The organism is Proteus hauseri (genome assembly GCF_040139125.1).
Lineage (GTDB): Bacteria > Pseudomonadota > Gammaproteobacteria > Enterobacterales > Enterobacteriaceae > Proteus > Proteus hauseri_B.
The window spans coordinates 229,024-244,888 of record NZ_JBEEUB010000004.1 but is presented as its reverse complement, the minus strand read 5'-3'; the positions used below and the strand labels follow the sequence as shown (position 1 = coordinate 244,888).

The window sequence follows — 15,865 nt, the reverse complement described above, 5'->3', positions numbered from 1 at the left end:
AATTCCTTCTAATTAATACCCATAAGTAAAAATAAAAAACAAACCGCATACACATGCCTTATGGCAATTTAAAAAATTAAAGGAAATTCTATGTCTAATACAATGACTGGTACAGTAAAATGGTTTGATGATGGTAAAGGTTTTGGTTTTATTACTCCTGCAGATGGCAGCAAAGATGTATTCGTACATTTCTCTGCAATCCAAAGTGATAGCTTCAAATCTTTAGCTGAAGGCCAACAAGTTTCATTTACCATCGAGAACGGAATGAAAGGTCCTTCTGCTGGTAATGTAGTTGCTCTCTAAAGGCACTATTATTATACACTTCTATTTTAAATGTCCTTGTTGTAGTGGTTCACAATACAGAACATCACAATTTGATGTTTCAGTGAACAATCCACATGGCGCAAAATGTATTTTTTGCAAAAGTGTGATGACAACGCAATTGAGTTAAGTTTAAATAGTTGAATATATAAAACCTCGCTACGGCGGGGTTTTTTGTTGTCTAAATTTAGCTGATAACATCAGCTTAAAAATTATATTTCTCATATAGTTAACATGAAAAGAGTGGTGCTCTGTTATATAGATAATTATGCTAATAAAAAATTAATAAAAAATTAATAAAAAATTAGTTTTTTAGGGCTTGAAAAATAGCTATCAGTTCTTATTTATATCTTGGGTAAATAATGTATCACCCTTAATTCAATAAATACTGGAGGAGGAATTATGCCTAACATCAAACCTTTTTCATTATTTCCAGCAATATCTGATAATTTATTATCAAAACGTTTTGATCAGATAGATAGCTTATTTAGCCAGTTAACAGGGAGTAAACCGATATCATCACCTATTCAAACTTATAACCTGAAACAGATTGATGATGACCATTATGAACTGGCTGTTAGTGTTCCTGGATATCAAGAAAGCGATTTAGCCGTTTCATTAAAAGGTGGTCGTTTATTGGTAGAAGGAAAGAAAGAAGAAAACATAGAGGAAGATAATGAAAAGTGGATCCATCGTGGAATATCGCAAGGAAAATTCACTTTACAATTTGATCTCGGTAAAAATGTTAAAATAGAGAAAGCCGATCTATCAAGCGGGCTTTTGACTATTATTATCGAATATCAGTTACCTGAAGAAGAGAAACTACAAACGATAGCGATCGAGAATAAAGATAAAAAACAATAAAGTTAGATAACGTTAAGAAAGTTAAGGCTACGCATTATGTGTAGCCTTAACTATTTGGTTTGTAAAAATCTGTAATTCAGACCGCTCTACTCATGTTATGTGTCAATATTTTCCCTTTAAACCAAGGGAGAATTAACATGTCTATGATGAAAACAGAAGTCGTTATCATTCGTTTAACGAAAAAAGAACGAGCCTTATTGGATTCAATAAAGACTGTGCCATTGCTTTCAGATTGGATGAGGGAACTCGCACTAGATAAATTGCGAGAACAAGAGAAGTTACCTGATGAGTAACCGGCATATTAGGCATTAAGCGGGCATAAAGTAAGTACCATAAGCAATGGATAGCATGTTGTACTAATCGGTATCAGATCCGTTAGTTTTGATATCTCTGTAGTGATAATAGTTCTTATTAAAATGCCCACCTTAAATTAAATAGGTTACTTTGGTGACCTGTTATCATTATATCGGGATAAAAGTGTTTGGTGGTGCAATCAAAACTCTGAAACTATTCACTAGTAGAAATTAGATTAGACACGAAAGTTAACGAAAAAATTAAAAGCATCATAATTACTTATGACGGATGATGGAGGTTATCTATTTCAACATTCTCGCCGTTGGTATTAACTCTATATTAATTAAATAAAACTTTAATCTAAGTATAATTAACTATCTCATAATCAGAAATAATCTTATTTTAAATTATTCTTATTTGCCCCTTTAGATAAATCATTTATCCTTAAAAAATAAGCAATGATAGATTTGGTTAATCTATTGTTCTGTATCCCATAGTGTTAATTATAGATATTATCAGTCGCGTGATGTTAAGACTCTGCCGCCAAGCGCTTATAGCATAGTGAAAGATAGGAAAGCCCAATGCGGCGGCATTGGGCTTAGTGACTCAAATAGATGGGTATAAAAAAACTATTAGAGATCCCTATAAATGTAGCTAATTTTCATTTATATAGTTAACAAATAATGCTTTTTTCTAGAAAAGAAGTGTAAATAACCTGATTTGATCGGCTTAGCTGGCTTAAGGAACTATAATCTTAAAAAATGATTGATTTTAAGATGTATACTTTGTGTTTCGCTATAAAAATAAATTTAAGAGAAAATATAATGCCGCACAATACTCATACAAAAAAGCCAAATAATATACAAACTGAAATATGCAAAAGATATGAGGTATTGCCTTTAGCGCCTGAAGAAAAAGTTGCTGTTGCATTAAATTCATTAAATGATAACCCTATTTATGGAACACGTATTGAGTTACCAGAAGCAGGGACGATAAGTTGGTTTTTTTATTGTGGTGAATTCTCTGATTCTGATGATTTTTATCAGGTTATACACACATCGCATTTAGATAAAGCGTTGCCAGAAGTGGTTAATTATCTATACTTACCAGAAGGTAGCAGATTTATTATTGATCGAAGCGGTTATGAAGATATTTGGTTCGAATAGCAATAAGCTTATTTACTTACTCTGTAATTGATATATTTAAAATAAGCAAAAATAAAAGCAGTCATAAAAATATAAAGGCTAAAAATTTAATTGATATTAGTCTTATTTTTGACATAAAAAAATGACAGTTTAACTAGTTTGAGCGAGACTAAATATAAGGTTTTTAATCTATCATTTATAATGAAAGGTAAATTTCTATGTTCCCAGAATACCGTGATTTAATTTCAAAACTTCGCCAAGCAGACCCTCATTTTCGTGCACTTTTTGATAAGCACAATCAACTTGACCATGAAATAGTAAGGCTAGAACATTCTGATAGAAGTGGTTATGGTGATGAAGTCGTTGAATTAAAAAAACAAAAATTACGATTGAAAGAGGAGATACATCAAATCCTCAAAAATCCGCCTGAAGATGAATAGTTTTTGATTTAAATAATTTTTTATAAAGCTATAATTTATAGTTAAGCCATCATTTAAAGCTAGATGGCTTTTTTTATTAGATATTTATTTAACTAATAGTAAGAGTTATTATTATAGATATTAAGAAAATATCTACTATTATCAAAAAGATCCCAATGAAAAGTCTAACAATAAAAAATGTTAAGGAGATATTGGTACGATATTTTAGTATTTCTAAGCACCAATATGCCAATCCAGCAATTAATAAAACTACAATAATCAGAAGTATAATTGAAAAATTTAGAGATAGCATAAACTTAGGACTCTTAAAATGGTGCTTAGGTTTATTAATGGGCGTTTCTTCTTTAAGTAGAAACCGAATGATTAAGTACAACCATTAAAAAGGGAAGAGGCTTATGACGTTACCTTTTCCCTAGTTTAAAAAATACTAGCTTTTATCTTGCCAAATAACAGTAAAATTTTTATTTTCTACTTTATATATAGCTCTTATATTTGAGTCTACATAACTTTCATGGCTTTTTTCATTGATAAAATGAGCTAATATCCCTAATTCACATTCAGACGATAGCTTTCTTGGTACATCAATAATTTCAGATGGTATCTTATCTTGCTGAAATCTCTGCTGAAGTTTTTTAACAGCATATTGAACGTGAAATAAGAATAAATAGTCATGCATCATTTTTATTGGTCTCGCTATTGCTTGCTTTTATTGTTGAGTAGGTATAGATAAGTCCAATAATCATTGTTAGCAATAATCCGATAATAACAACTATTTTACCATTCTCAGTAACACCAGCAGGGCTCGATGCATAAGAATAATTATGAGCAAATGCAGCGCCAACTAACATTCCCATTACGCTTATTGCTGCATCTGAGCTGCCTTGTCCTGCATTCGCTAATTGGCGTAAAGGACAACCAGTAATAAATACGCCACACAAGCCAACCAGTGCCATGGAAAGGAAGTTCCATAGTCCATCTGTATGGGCAATAGGCTGATTATCAAAACCCAGATTGAATTTTCCTAGGTAGATATTTCCTAATGCAACAACTAGGGTTAATGCGACAATACCTAATGCCATATTGTAGTTGCGTGATAAAAAAACATGCTTTGCCATCCCAATAAAGCAGAATTTTGTACGCTGAATAATAACACCGATAACTAAACCTGCAGTTATTGAAATCCATACCGGTGCATGGCTTGCTCCTGGTCCCTTTGTACTTGCATTAAAAATATCATTATTCCACAGAAAAAGAGAAAATAAGAAAATACAGATTATAGGGAGTATTAATCCTTCTACTGGAGATTGACGATAGTTACGTGGTAATGAAAAGCCTTTTTTCAAGAATAGACTACCAACACCAATACCTACCACTAATCCTACTAAACCGATTACAGCATTTAAATCACCCGCACCAATACGAAGTACCATTCTTAATGGACAGCCTAAAAAGACCAAACAACCTGCCATCATTAAAAAGCCCAAGGTAAATCTAATTATGGGTGCTGAACCTGCTTTAGATTGAAATTCTTTAAATAATAGCGCGGCTGCGAATGAACCAAGAATAAAACCGAAAATTTCGGGGCGAAGATATTGTACTGTTTCTGCATTATGTAATCCCATGCTACCTGCGCTATCACGAATAAAACAGGCGACGCATACACCCATGTTAGGAGGATTACCTTTTATTCCAAGAAATAAAGCAATAAATCCGATTACAACTCCTGATATGATTAAAATCCACTTTTTAGACATTAAATGCCTCCAATTTTGGGGATTATCCCCGACTAATAGAACCTATTAAGTATGGAGCTACTATATATAAGAGTTTTGTTAAGTTCTTTTATATAGATCACGGCAGAATTAATTAAATATTATTTTTATATTGAAAATATAGAATCATAATGACTTAACAGTAAATAAAACAGTGATTTAACAATTATTTAAAATGGTTTGTTATTTATTATTACAATGCAGCGTGAGAATTAATAATAATTCTAAGCTATTAATTATAATTAATTTTCACATCGACGAATGACATTTTTTTGTTTAATAACTATCTTATTTTGATTGATTGTAATTTAATAATCATTATTTGATTGTTGGTTTTTATTTTCAATTAGGATAAAACTTATCTACATTCTATTTTTCTTTGAGATAATTGCTTTCACAATAATAAATACTTATTTATTTTTTTACTCACTCAAAGGATATTTATGAAAAAGTTAATTTTAGCATTAGGTTTATTATCACTCTCTTCAGTAGCTGTTTCTGCTGATTTAGCTAAATCATGTGAAGATTATTTTAAAGAAACTGACTCTTATGTTGAGTTAATGGCAAAGAATGATGCAACTAAAGCTCAAGCTGAAGCGATGAAAGCTCAATACGCTCAAGCTAAAGAGCAATTTGCAGCACTACCTAAAGATGTTCAAGAAAGTACTTGTAAGCAAGCTTTAGATTCATTAGAACAAATGAAAAAAATGTCAGCAGGTCAATAAGCTGTATTAAGTTTTATTAGAACCCTATAATTTTATTATTGTGGGGTTTTATTTTATAAATTTTATATCTAACATGGCTAGAATAGGGACCTTGTTAATTCTACTTAATTCAAACTGTTAATTTATAAAAATATTATTACCCACCATCTTTTCTTATATTCTTACCGGTATAGCAATCACCTAAAAATGATAAGTTAATAGTAACCCTAATATCAATAGTATTAGGAAATGGCATATTTATTGTGCAATATGTAAATATTAACATAACCATAATTTCTTTGTGGTTATATTTTTCGCCACAAAATAGAGAAAAGTTTTATCTAGAATACTGATTGGTAGGGTGGTGTTTTATATGAATAAACGTACAAAAAAGATCTGTTATCTTTATTTTTAAATGGCTAAAGCTAAATTTTTGTACTTATGCCTCTTTGGTGTTGGTTTTTTCATTATTTTTGTTCTTTGTGTTTTTATTTTAAAGATTATTTAACTTTTTTAATAAAAAGAAGATTAATTATTTTGTTGGTGAATTGTTTTTGTGGAATAATTGTTTGCTTCTATTTCTTACAAGTATTCTATTTATGTGCTATTTTTTCGTTCTATTTTTTTCATTATTTTTAATGGTTGGTTGTATGGATAAGGATAATAATTATCCTTATAAAGAAAGGACATTAATTAAAGTTAATAAAGATAATTCAGATGTATATAGTAACGATGTAAATAATAACTTGGTTTTTATGTTATCGAAACAATCTCGCTTTGAAATTGAGGCTAGAGAAGAAAAACAAAAATTTAATCAGTTATTTAAAAGTGGCTTTGATAAAGCTAACGTAATATCGAGTAATCAATATATTAATTCTAGAAATTCCACGATTAAAACAAATAATAGACTCAGTGTTATTATGTCAATACCTGAACCAGTATGGAATGAAAATAAACAAAAGTTAGAATTAAAATGGAATAATAAACCTCGCTACATCTTTGATGCTTATTAAAAGCAATAACTTTATTTATAGGGAATTTATGCGCACAGTAATTGTATTATTATCATTTTTGTTTTTATCAGGTTGTACTGATAGCGTTAATTTTAGGGTGGGAACTTCAGGGGAACATCGTGTCGGTGAGCGAGTTTGTTCCACATTAGTTTGTGGTAAAAATACGAGAACACCGGATGAACAGAGTGCAATAAATGAAGCTGTACATGAACAACAGCGGGCTATAATGAGAGGCGAAAGACCAGATTTACGAATTATGGCATCATATTAATATTTATTAAGGTCAATATATGTGTGTATTGACCTTAATTCTATTTTTTAATATTAAGGAATACAAGGCTCTGGTGCATAGCCGTTATCATCAAGAAAACGCTTTTGGCTTGATATACATTTTTGTATTTTTTCTGAGGTGCTCTCTTTTACTTCAAAAACGGCAACATATATAACACCAATATCTTTTTTATCCCCTTGGGTACTAAAATTCACATAGCCTTCGTCTGGTGAACCAAAGCGAAATGCGGCTACTTGTTGGTCACTTTTTCTAAAGCCTTCAATAAACAGCTCTTCCCCAGTTCTTAATAGATAGCCTCTATTTTGATAAGAAGCCGCTTTGCCACTAATAACATCTAAACCATCAACAGTAACGACAACTTCATAAGTTTTTTGTCTGTCAGTATTGTTTAAATAAATAATGTATCGCTCATTCTCTTTACCATATAAGGAGTACTGATTATTTTTAATTTGATATAAAGGTATTATTTTTTTACTTTCAGTAAGAACGCTTAGATTGATAGGATCCAAGTTTGCCCATTTTATTTTTTGTGAATTATTAGACGGTTCTCCGGCTTGATAATGGATAGCTGCTATTTCATAAGGTTGTTTTGATAAGCGAATTGCTTCAACTTTCTGAACTTCAGATTGAATACTTTCACCCCATTTAGTTGAGAGTGCTTTGTTTGTAGTTTGTACTGAAGACGTTTCGGTATCTATTGGGTAATTTTTAGCAATTGTGGTACAACCTGAAGTGAAAATAAGCGCACTCATCAATGAGAAAGATGCTATAGTTTTAAGTAATTTCATTAGCTTTCCTTAATATTTAATTCTATAAACCTGAAAATAGTGTAATGGAATTAAATGTCATTCCATATAAATTAATTTTGTTCAAAAAATTCTTAATTAAATTAACGGTTATTAATTCAATTGTCTTTCAGTTTATTCTGAGGATGATGTTCGTATTAATCTTAAAAGTAAAATAAAACGAAAAATTTAACTTAAGTTTGTTTGTTTGTCAGAAAGAGCGAAAGTAGTAATACTAAAAAGATGCGGATTGAAAATAGTATACACCTTAGTTACTTTATAAATTGAGCATAAACTTTATTTTTTATAATGAGGCAATAATGAAAGAGAGCTGGGATAATCGATATCAAGAGCATGAGTCAGTTTATGGCAATGAGCCAAATGTTTTTATTAAGTTTATTGCAAATAAAATAAATTTTAAAGGTCACTCTTTAGCTATTGCTGAAGGTGAGGGGCGTAATGCGCTTTTTCTTGCTCATAAAGCGAAGCAAGAAAACCAAGCTTTTTCGGTAACGCTGTGGGATTACTCCTCAATTGGTTTACAAAAAGCTCAGAATAGGGCAAAAGAAGAAAATATTGAGATTTCAACTCAATGTTTAGATCTCAATGATGTTGTTTGGCAAGCTAATCAATTTCAAAATATTTTTTGTGTTTTTGGTCATTTTCCGTCGCAATTAAGACAAAAAACATTATTCGGCATTAGAGCGTCACTAAAAAATAATGGGTGGTTTGTCGGAGAAGTTTATTCTAAAGAACAATTAAATTATGGTACTGGAGGTCCCAGTTCTTCCGATATGTTGTATGAGATTAATGATTTTTTGAATGTTTTTGGCAAAGATAATTTTTATCATTTTTTTGTTGGCGAAGTTGAACGTCATGAAGGCAAATTTCATACTGGAAAATGCCATGTTATTCAGTTTGCTATTCAAATAAGAGAGTAATAAAGAAAAAATATTTATTAATTAATAAGCTACATTTAGATAAAAATGACGAGTAATGCAGAAAAATGCCAAATTTAAACTTTATTTTTGAACATATAACAGCCAAAGATTGGTCGTTTTTCCATAATTTATATACTTCACAAAATGTAATGAAATATATTTCAGGAATAATGACCGAAGAGCAAATTAAAGATGCATTTGAATCTCGCCTACCATTATGGAATATACATTCTATACATTGGCTTTGTATGGTTATTCGTAATGAGAAAAAATCAGCTATGGGATTCATGGGGCTTAAAATGGTTGAGCCTCAAATTGGAGAACAGCGTATAACAGCTGAGGTAGGATTTATCATCGATCCTCAATATGCAGGTCAAGGATTAGCCACAAAAGCGCTTATTAGTATGTTAGCGGATGAACGATTTAAGCCAATTACACGATTTGTTGCCGTTGTAACTGGGGGGAATTCGGCATCTGAGCAAGTCTTAAAGAAAAGTGGCTTCACTTTTAAAAATATCATTAAAGAAAATTACGCCATTAATAATAGACTTTATGACGATCATAATTATGAGTATTTAAGATGATAATCAAGTGATTACAGCTACTTTTCCCTTTTTTATTATTTTTTTGTTTATATAAACCCTTAAATTAATGCTCTAAGCCTTATCTTAAGGTTTTATCCGTAGTGTCGGTATCGAATAATGATTGAAAGCAATGTTATTTGATTCTACTATAATACATATATGTTTTATTACTATTTGTATATAGAGGTTATGGTGGGTATTGTAAAAATCTCTGATGAGTTACATGAGTATTTGCGTAAGGCAAGTAATGTTATGTCTCGTTCTGTTAATGCACAGGCTGAATTTTGGATAAAAATTGGCATTCAAGCAGAATTGAATCCAGAAAAAACATTTCCGATGATCATTAGCGAGATGCTAGAAAAAGAAATAGCAAAACAAGAACAAAAATAGAAAGGGAAAATAATGGATAAAATTACCATCAAAACGCAAGATGAAATTGAATTAATGCGTGAATCAGGTCGATTACTTGCTCAGGTTTTTATGATGCTTGATGATTTTATTGTACCAGGTGTTTCAACATTAGAAATTAATGACAAGGTTGAAGACTTTATTATTAACGAGCTTAATTCTCGACCTGCAAGTAAAGGTCAATATGGCTATGAATATGTTTTAAATACCTCTATTAATGAAGTTGTGTGTCATGGGGTTCCTAAGGCTGATGAGCGATTAAAAAGTAAAGACATAATTAATGTTGATATCACGCTAGAAAAAAATGGGTTTATTGCTGACTCAAGCAAAATGTATATTATGCCTGAAGCATCTCCGATAGCTCGTAAGTTAGCAAAAACAACTTATCAAGCAATGTGGGAAGGAATTAAGCAAGTTAAACCAGGCGCAACATTGGGTGATATTGGTCATGCCATTCAAAGCTTTGCACAAAGCCATGGATATAGTGTAGTAAGAGAATATTGTGGGCATGGAATTGGGCGAGAAATGCATGAAGCACCACAAGTATTACATTATGGTATTCGTGGACAAGGTGTTGAGTTAAAAGAAGGGATGACTTTTACTATTGAGCCTATGATTAACCAAGGTGGTTCAAAAATTAAAACTAAAAAAGATGGTTGGACTGTAGTGACTAGAGATAAGAAATTGTCAGCGCAATCAGAACACACAATTTTAGTTACTTCTACGGGATATGAAGTTTTGACTTTACGCCCTAACGAAACACTGCAGTAGTATATTACATATAGGTATTTCCAGCTATTAAACTAAAGAATAGGTTAATTTGTTAAGACAAAAATATTTTTTATTAACATAGCTGGAAGTGTTTTTATCTCTTTGATTGATCTTCATTTGCCTATTTTTCTATCATTTTTATATTTTTATTTATCGTTATTTTCTTATCTTATCATATTGCTTAAAAAATATTTTTTATTGTAATAATAATAAACATTAGTATAGTTATTATAGCTATTTTTTAGCTATTACTGAATAAGCTTGTAATCTCAATTACTAGGATGTAGTTGGTTTTTAATAAAATAAATAACAAGGATGTGAAATGAAAGATATATCTAAAATGATGAAGCAGTGGGGAACTTGGATGATAAATAATAATAAATCAATTCAAGAAGATATCAAAAAATCCCAGCATATTATTCCTGAACGTATAAAGTCTAGAAGAAAAAGTAATGAAGATCAGGCTCAATTAATTTCCGAGTTCATGACTAACTTATTGAATAGTAACAAAGAAGATTATGATTTATTACTTAATTATTATGTGTATGGAAAAACATTCATTCAATTAGCTAAATTCCAACAATGTTCAGATACTTATATTGGAAAAAAGCTTAAAAAAGCAGAGGGTGTGATAGAAGGTATGTTAATTATGAATGATATTAAATCTAAGCATCAATAAAATTTAAAATAAAGCTTTACGATCATAAAATATAGGATAATCTAATAACACTGATAGCAAACAGAGTATGAAAAAAGGTATTACAACATTCCTTACATTTCATCTTATGTACAAGTTGTTGTTAGTTATTGCTAACAGGAAGTTTAGCAATATAAATACTTTATTTTAAACCCAAGGAGTGGAAATTATGTCAACGCAATACCCTATTATTTTAGTTCATGGATTATCTGGTTTTGATGATATTGTTGGTTATCCTTATTTTTATGGCATTGGTGATGCTTTAAAAAAGGATGGCCATCAAGTATTTACCGCGTCACTTTCTGCATTCAATTCCAATGAAATTCGTGGTGAGCAACTTTGGGAATTTGTTCAAAAAATTCTTAAAGAAACAAAAGCGAAAAAAGTTAATTTGATTGGTCATAGTCAAGGACCATTAGCTTGTCGTTATGTTGCGGCTAAACATGCCCATAAAATCGCGTCTGTCACTTCTGTTAATGGTGTCAACCATGGTTCAGAAATCGCGGATTTAGTACGACGTATTGTTAGAAAAGATAGTGTACCCGAATATATTGCAGACGCTGTAATGAAAGCGATTGGTGTTATTATTTCTGCATTTTCAGGTAACCGCGAAAATCCACAAAACGCTATTGCAGCATTAGAAGCGCTAACCACTGAAAGTGTGAATGAATTTAATAAAAAATTCCCACAGGGATTACCTGAGAAATGGGGTGGTGAAGGAAAAGAAGTTGTGAATGGTGTTCACTATTACTCATTTGGTAGCTACATTCAGGGACTTATTGCTGGAGAAAAAGGAAATTTATTAGATCCTACTCATGCTCCAATGCGAGTACTTGGCGCATTTTTTGCTGAAAAAGAAAATGATGGTTTGGTTAGCCGTAAAAGTATGCGATTAGGCAAATTGATTAAAGATGATTATTCACAAGATCATCTAGATATGGTGAATCAGGTTGCTGGTTTAGTTGGTCGTAAAGAAGATATTATTGCAATTTATACTAATCATGCAAAATTCTTAGCAAGTAAAAAGCTTTAATCTAAATAAAATAGGTTCTTATTTTTGTAAAATAAGATAGCTCAGTAGCTCTAATATTATTAGAGCTACTTTTATTTATAAAACTTAAATTAGTTAGAATAATAAAATTTATTTTTCTTTACTAACTGATAGTGAAATATCATAGCCAAGTAAGTAAAGTGCTTGTTCTAGACTATCTGCTTTTGATGTTTGGTTAATATCAACTAAACGTTCGATTTGTGCGCTAGTTAAGTTCATTTTTCTAGCTAAATCTGCCTTTTTTGTATTGGTTTCTAAAATTGCATTATGTAAAGCAATTTTTAGGCAACTTAGTAGCGGTAAATAGACAATAAAATCACCAGCCTGAGCTTTCGATGGTGCAGGAATAGGCATTTTACTAGAAATAAACTCTTCAAGACCAACATGTAAAATATCAGAGGCTTCAAGTTCAATATCATCTTCTGTATAGGCTACAGCATGTATATTTTCAAAGTCTCGATAAGTAATTTCGTAGGTTTCACTCTCTTCATCAAAACTAGCTACTGCTGGATACTTAAACATAAATCGCCTTTTATTAAGTAAATAAAGAAAAAATAATAAAACTCATTTATTCAATAAGTTAGCTAATATTTCTTTATCTGAAAATAGGTGTTAACTCAATTTGTCGCATTGATGCTAAACATTATGTTTATGATTAGAGCATACTTTGGCTGGTTAATCCTTACTTCTATGCTTTATAGTGTCTCTTAGTTATAAATATAGAATAATCACTAGATAATTAACGATATATATTAACTGTAATAATTTTAAACAAGTGTTATCCGCTAAGAAAAAAGGCTATCTTATAACCAGAAATTAAGGCTTTTAGAAAGAGGTTTTTATGTATCCAGTTGATTTACACGCACATACCATTGCTAGTACTCATGCTTATAGTACGGTTAGTGAATATTTCCAACAAGCTAAAAAGAAAGGAATAAAGCTATTTGCTATTACTGATCATGGACCTGATATGGCAGATGCACCTCATGAATGGCACTTTTCTAATTTACCTGTGATCCCTCGGATTATTGATGATGTTGGTATTTTATACTCAATAGAAGCCAACATTAAAAATATTAAAGGTGAAACAGATTGTAGTGAAAAAATGAGTAAAAAGCTGGATATCGTTTTAGCGGGTTTTCATGAACCAGTAATGGGATCTTTAGGCTTAGTTGATAATACAAAAGCGTTAATAGCTACGATGGCGAGTGGCATTGTTCAGATAATTACTCACCCAGGTAATCCTAAATACCCCATAGATATTAAAGAAGTTGCACAAGTGGCAGCATCTAGCAATGTTGCGTTAGAAATGAACAACTCATCATTTATTCATTCTAGGGTAGGTAGTGAGAAAAATTGCATTGAAATAGCTAAAGCAGTTCGTGATGCAGGAGGACTTATTGCGCTTGGCTCTGATTCTCATATCGCATCGTCATTAGGTAATTTCGATCAGGTGTTAAAGGTATTAGCACAAATTGATTTTCCAGCAGAACGAATATTAAATGCAACGCCGAGAAGAGTACTCGATTTTTTGCAATCACATGGTAAAAAAGAGATTGCTGAATTTAAAGATTTTTAGCATTACTTTTTTGAAGATAAGAAGCTATCAAATATTATTGATAGCTTCTTATTTGTTCCTATTATTATCTTAACGTTTAACTGTAAAGGTCTTTACTCATTTTAACGTAAGTCAGATTGTTAGTAGTTTATTGTTATTGATGAAAAATAGTAAGTTCATTTTTTAGTCGGTTAGATTGTGTTTGAAGTGAATCTAATGAACTAACAAGATCTCTTGTCATTGTTGAATTAGCTTGTGTAGTCTGGTCAAGTTGGTTTATTGCATCTTCAATTTGAGCTATACCGTTGCTCTGTTCATCTGTTGATATAGATATATCGTGTATCATCTCATTAATATTTGCTGTATGTTTTGATATATCAACCATGTTATCGTTTGCATCTGCAGCAAGTTGAAAGCATTGATTGATTTTTTTACTAGAACTGGCGACCAATACTTTTATCTCTTTTGATGCCAAATTACAGCTAATTGAAAGCTCTCTAACCTCTTTAGCAACAACAGCAAAACCTCTGCCGTGCTCACCAACTCTAGCAGCTTCAACTGCGGCATTTAGTGCTAATAAGTTTGTTTGGAATGCAATGTTATCGATAGTTGATGTGATATCGTTAATTTTTTCTGAAAAAGTGACAACTTCATTCATATTCTCAACAACGTTTGCCAGCATCTCATTACTTTGATTGATCATTGAATCCGCTTTTGTTACTAATTCGCAAGAGGTGTGTGTATTTTCTGAATGCTGTTTAGAAGTCACACTAAGTTGTCTTATTCCCGCAGATGTTTCTAAAACCGCAGCTGATTGTTGCTCGACCCGAATAGCAAGGTTATTGTTCATTACAGTAATATCATTGAGTTCTGAATTAATGCTATTGGCACTTTGGTTGATGCTGTTGATTATCTTTTTTATTTGTTCTTTCATTTTTTCAATATGAAATGTGAGCTTATTAATTTCAAAAAGACCTTTAGTTGTAAGAGATGAAGCTAATTCACCATTACTAATCTCTTCTATGCTATGCATAATCTTATTTAGAGGTGATATAAAATATCGTCTCAATGTAAGCTGCACTAAGAATGAAAAAATCACAATTAAAATTGAAATAATGATAAGACTATAAATAATTTTATCGTAGAGCAGCTCGCCTTCATTTAACGCTGTAGTGTAATGATTCTGCAACTGTTGATGATAAGCATTATACTCTTTTTCAAAATTATCCTGATAAGCTTGAGTTGGTTGATTTAGATATTCATAGGTTTTTCCTTGTTCTAAGAAACCAAGAAACTCAATTAAAGCTGCGTGAAGTTCGATATATTTATCTTCTAATTGTTGCAGATATTTTTCATTTTCTACTTGATGTGGCTTGTTTTTAAATACATCCCAATTACTTTCTACTTGTACCAGCTTTTCTTTTGTTTGTTGTAAGAGTGATGAAATATCTGTATTTGCCGTCGCCATTTTGTTAATGATTAATAAATGGCGAGAGCTAGCCCTGTTTAGAGTATTACGTGTTTGAAGTAAACTTTCCCATGTGTTATTTAGAACGGATTGTTCATCGTAGATACTATTTAGTTTGTTTAAATTTCCCTTGTAATCATTTACTGATGAAAGGAATAATAAACAAGCTAGAGAAAATAATAAAATAAGTGAACCGGTTATTAGCCAAACTAAAGTTGTTGTTTTTAAACTTGATACATTAAGAGAAATGCTTGGCAAATAACGTTGTTTGAAGATCTTAAACATAAATAGTTATTTCCTTTTGTTATAAAAATATAACTGTGTAATTTATTGATTATTGAGTTTTATTTTTACGTCCTGTAATAGGGATGAACAAAGAAAAGAGAAAATGAGTCAGTGCGTTTTTTTGCTCTGTTCTTTGATTTAACGCCACAGATCCTTTTGAAAATAGCAAAATACTAAAAAATAGTATCGGCATTTTATAAATATTCTTTATGGTTATTTCTTGTGCTTATTGATTAATTTTATAAATAGATTGGATTTTTATTTAACACGTTGATTTGAAATGATTTTATTTTCATTGTTAATGGTGTTTAAATTTAACTCAAAGTTAAAAAATAATATGAAATTTCAAACCAAAGTGAATCCTTGATAAATAACAATCAAATTGTTGAAGTATTATTATTGTTATGTGAATAATTGATTTAATGAGAATCAATTGAATTTAAATGATGAGATAATATTGTAATGTGAAATT

Annotated in this window: 21 protein-coding genes; 16 read left to right on the top strand and 5 right to left on the bottom strand. The window is 30.9% G+C overall.

Going from position 1 to position 15,865, the window contains the following annotated elements; genetic code table 11:
• Window positions 1-90 precede the first annotated feature (90 nt).
• From cspE to ABN099_RS09255, 6 genes are all read left to right on the top strand, one after another.
• Window positions 91-303 (top strand): transcription antiterminator/RNA stability regulator CspE, encoded by a 213-nt coding sequence (gene cspE / locus ABN099_RS09280; protein ID WP_349463399.1) that lies wholly within the window; start codon window positions 91-93, stop codon window positions 301-303.
• 7 nt (window positions 304-310) lie between these two features.
• On the top strand, window positions 311-451 hold the full coding sequence (locus tag ABN099_RS09275; protein ID WP_349463515.1) for a cold shock small protein YmcF: 141 nt from the start codon (window positions 311-313) through the stop codon (window positions 449-451).
• Between the two features lie 272 nt (window positions 452-723).
• Window positions 724-1,185 carry an Hsp20 family protein gene (locus ABN099_RS09270; protein ID WP_349463398.1) on the top strand — a complete coding sequence of 154 codons (462 nt, stop codon included), beginning with the start codon at window positions 724-726 and terminating at the stop codon, window positions 1,183-1,185.
• Between the two features lie 137 nt (window positions 1,186-1,322).
• Entirely contained in the window at window positions 1,323-1,478 is a 156-nt protein-coding gene (locus ABN099_RS09265; RefSeq protein ID WP_349463397.1) for a hypothetical protein, read from the top strand.
• A gap of 825 nt (window positions 1,479-2,303) precedes the next feature.
• A complete protein-coding gene (locus ABN099_RS09260; protein WP_349463396.1) occupies window positions 2,304-2,645 on the top strand; it encodes an immunity protein Imm33 domain-containing protein in 342 nt (113 codons plus the stop codon).
• 197 nt (window positions 2,646-2,842) lie between these two features.
• On the top strand, window positions 2,843-3,064 hold the full coding sequence (locus ABN099_RS09255) for a YdcH family protein (protein ID WP_349463395.1): 222 nt from the start codon (window positions 2,843-2,845) through the stop codon (window positions 3,062-3,064).
• A 427-nt stretch (window positions 3,065-3,491) separates the two neighbouring features.
• On the opposite strand, the gene ABN099_RS09250 is transcribed toward ABN099_RS09255, so the two are convergent.
• Complete coding sequence (locus ABN099_RS09250) at window positions 3,492-3,743, bottom strand: putative Se/S carrier-like protein (protein ID WP_349463394.1); 252 nt, start codon at window positions 3,741-3,743, stop codon at window positions 3,492-3,494.
• Window positions 3,733-4,818 (bottom strand): YedE family putative selenium transporter, encoded by a 1,086-nt coding sequence (yedE, locus tag ABN099_RS09245; protein WP_349463392.1) that lies wholly within the window; start codon window positions 4,816-4,818, stop codon window positions 3,733-3,735. The genes ABN099_RS09250 and yedE overlap by 11 nt, the downstream gene beginning before the upstream one ends.
• A 461-nt stretch (window positions 4,819-5,279) precedes the next feature.
• Here yedE and ABN099_RS09240 point away from each other — a divergent pair, with 461 nt between their 5' ends.
• From ABN099_RS09240 to ABN099_RS09230, 3 genes are all read left to right on the top strand, one after another.
• The gene (locus tag ABN099_RS09240; protein WP_349463391.1) at window positions 5,280-5,561 is read left to right on the top strand and encodes a DUF5339 family protein; all 282 of its coding nucleotides are present in this window, start codon (window positions 5,280-5,282) and stop codon (window positions 5,559-5,561) included.
• 629 nt (window positions 5,562-6,190) lie between these two features.
• Window positions 6,191-6,553, top strand: coding sequence for a hypothetical protein (locus ABN099_RS09235; protein WP_349463390.1), 363 nt, complete (start codon window positions 6,191-6,193; stop codon window positions 6,551-6,553).
• 28 nt (window positions 6,554-6,581) lie between these two features.
• The gene (locus ABN099_RS09230; protein ID WP_349463389.1) at window positions 6,582-6,824 is read left to right on the top strand and encodes a hypothetical protein; all 243 of its coding nucleotides are present in this window, start codon (window positions 6,582-6,584) and stop codon (window positions 6,822-6,824) included.
• A gap of 53 nt (window positions 6,825-6,877) precedes the next feature.
• Here ABN099_RS09230 and ABN099_RS09225 read toward each other — a convergent pair whose 3' ends face one another.
• On the bottom strand, window positions 6,878-7,633 hold the full coding sequence (locus ABN099_RS09225; RefSeq protein ID WP_349463388.1) for a hypothetical protein: 756 nt from the start codon (window positions 7,631-7,633) through the stop codon (window positions 6,878-6,880).
• A gap of 317 nt (window positions 7,634-7,950) precedes the next feature.
• Here ABN099_RS09225 and ABN099_RS09220 point away from each other — a divergent pair, with 317 nt between their 5' ends.
• The 6 genes from ABN099_RS09220 to ABN099_RS09195 all read left to right on the top strand — a co-directional run bounded on the left by ABN099_RS09220 (window position 7,951) and on the right by ABN099_RS09195 (window position 12,064).
• Window positions 7,951-8,571 (top strand): class I SAM-dependent methyltransferase, encoded by a 621-nt coding sequence (locus tag ABN099_RS09220; protein WP_349463387.1) that lies wholly within the window; start codon window positions 7,951-7,953, stop codon window positions 8,569-8,571.
• Between the two features lie 65 nt (window positions 8,572-8,636).
• A complete protein-coding gene (locus tag ABN099_RS09215; RefSeq protein ID WP_349463386.1) occupies window positions 8,637-9,155 on the top strand; it encodes a GNAT family N-acetyltransferase in 519 nt (172 codons plus the stop codon).
• Between the two features lie 192 nt (window positions 9,156-9,347).
• Window positions 9,348-9,545, top strand: a complete 198-nt coding sequence (locus ABN099_RS09210; RefSeq protein WP_349463514.1) for a ParD-like family protein — start codon at window positions 9,348-9,350, stop codon at window positions 9,543-9,545.
• 12 nt (window positions 9,546-9,557) lie between these two features.
• Window positions 9,558-10,334, top strand: coding sequence for a type I methionyl aminopeptidase (gene map, locus ABN099_RS09205; protein WP_349463385.1), 777 nt, complete (start codon window positions 9,558-9,560; stop codon window positions 10,332-10,334).
• A 322-nt stretch (window positions 10,335-10,656) separates the two neighbouring features.
• Window positions 10,657-11,013: an antiterminator Q family protein gene (locus ABN099_RS09200; RefSeq protein WP_349463384.1), complete on the top strand. Its 357-nt coding sequence runs from the start codon at window positions 10,657-10,659 to the stop codon at window positions 11,011-11,013.
• 187 nt (window positions 11,014-11,200) lie between these two features.
• Window positions 11,201-12,064, top strand: coding sequence for a lipase family alpha/beta hydrolase (locus tag ABN099_RS09195; RefSeq protein WP_349463383.1), 864 nt, complete (start codon window positions 11,201-11,203; stop codon window positions 12,062-12,064).
• Window positions 12,065-12,172: 108 nt separating this feature from the next.
• Here ABN099_RS09195 and ABN099_RS09190 read toward each other — a convergent pair whose 3' ends face one another.
• A complete protein-coding gene (locus ABN099_RS09190) occupies window positions 12,173-12,604 on the bottom strand; it encodes a hypothetical protein (RefSeq protein WP_349463382.1) in 432 nt (143 codons plus the stop codon).
• Between the two features lie 319 nt (window positions 12,605-12,923).
• Here ABN099_RS09190 and ABN099_RS09185 point away from each other — a divergent pair, with 319 nt between their 5' ends.
• A complete protein-coding gene (locus tag ABN099_RS09185) occupies window positions 12,924-13,661 on the top strand; it encodes a phosphatase (RefSeq protein ID WP_349463381.1) in 738 nt (245 codons plus the stop codon).
• Window positions 13,662-13,794: 133 nt separating this feature from the next.
• Here the strand turns inward: ABN099_RS09185 and ABN099_RS09180 are convergent, their stop codons facing one another.
• Entirely contained in the window at window positions 13,795-15,393 is a 1,599-nt protein-coding gene (locus ABN099_RS09180) for a methyl-accepting chemotaxis protein (RefSeq protein WP_349463380.1), read from the bottom strand.
• Window positions 15,394-15,865: the final 472 nt, after the last annotated feature.